We start from the raw sequence: 1,113 nt of genomic DNA, 5'->3' as shown, positions 1-1,113 counted from the left end.
TCTTGGCGTGCAACCTTTCACGCTCGGTGTTGTAGCTCAACTTCACTTCGGTGTTCGGCAGGCTAGCCAGATACTCAACGGCTTTGGCATCCGTTGCCCCCATGTAGGAGGTGGTGATGATTTTCAGCTCTCGGCCACTCGCTGTGAAGGCTTCCAGTTCTTTCCGGAATATCCGAATTCCGGCCCATTTGATGAACGAGACCAACCAGTAAATCCGGTCCGCTGACAAAATCTCGCGCTTTAGCTCTGACTCCAGTGACAAGCCAGCATTACTGCCTGAAAATAACTCACTCTGTGTAAGTCCTGTGAGCGGGAAAATGTCTTCAACATACTGCTTCAGGTTCGCAGCAACTGGGTTTTTCAGCTCATAAAGGGCGGTGAGGATCTTTCCTTGGCTATCGAGCAGGTTCTCATCCAGGAACCCATCATCCTGCACCTGCCCCTTGAGCCACAGCAGCAACTGATTCGATAACTCGATTTGCTCCTGAAGTCGGTTGTCGCCCGAAGGCACCGACCCAATAGCGAACTCCAGAATGTTAGTCAGGAATCGTGACAACCATACAGATGCTTCCACACTGCTAAGCTGGCGCTCACCTACGTAAAACTGTTTCCGGTCCAATCTGTTTTCTACGAGCCGGGTAATAAGCTGCTCGTAGATTCCGGTCTGCTGCATCGTGTACGTCCCACATTGATGACTTCCAGAATAGCGGCGCTGTGGCCACCGGCATTACTTATATCTCGCAATCTAACTAAATCCGGCAGAATGACGCTAACCCCTAACGTGTCGGATTTCGATGAGATCCGCGATCCTCACGACAGGTTTTTTCTGACCATTGAGCCATTGCTATCGATTACGGTGTAGCCTTACATGACACCAGATAGATCGAGCGCTTGCACAATGTGGACGCACCGGACAGCCACAACCGAATATCCAGCTTGCCGGTCAGCCGTCCGTAATTTGCAAAGCACTGCTTGGCGTCGCTACTCATGCCTGTGCAACTGCATGAACCTTCAAGCTCTGGAGGTCAATAGGTGGTACACCAAGGTCGTTCCAGTTCCCTGGGTGGCAGGTAAACAGCAATATCTGATGTCGGCTGGCCGCATCAAACAGGA

At 51.5% G+C, this 1,113-nt stretch carries 1 pseudogene; it reads right to left on the bottom strand.

Features of this window, described 5'->3' with window-relative positions:
• A pseudogene (locus tag WH5701_RS00745) lies at nucleotides 1–673 on the bottom strand (hypothetical protein); the annotation flags it as partial.
• Nucleotides 674–1,113: the final 440 nt, after the last annotated feature.

The organism is Synechococcus sp. WH 5701 (assembly GCF_000153045.1).
GTDB classification, from domain to species: Bacteria; Cyanobacteriota; Cyanobacteriia; order PCC-6307; family Cyanobiaceae; genus Regnicoccus_A; species Regnicoccus_A antarcticus.
This window is presented reverse-complemented; position numbering and strand designations above follow the sequence as displayed.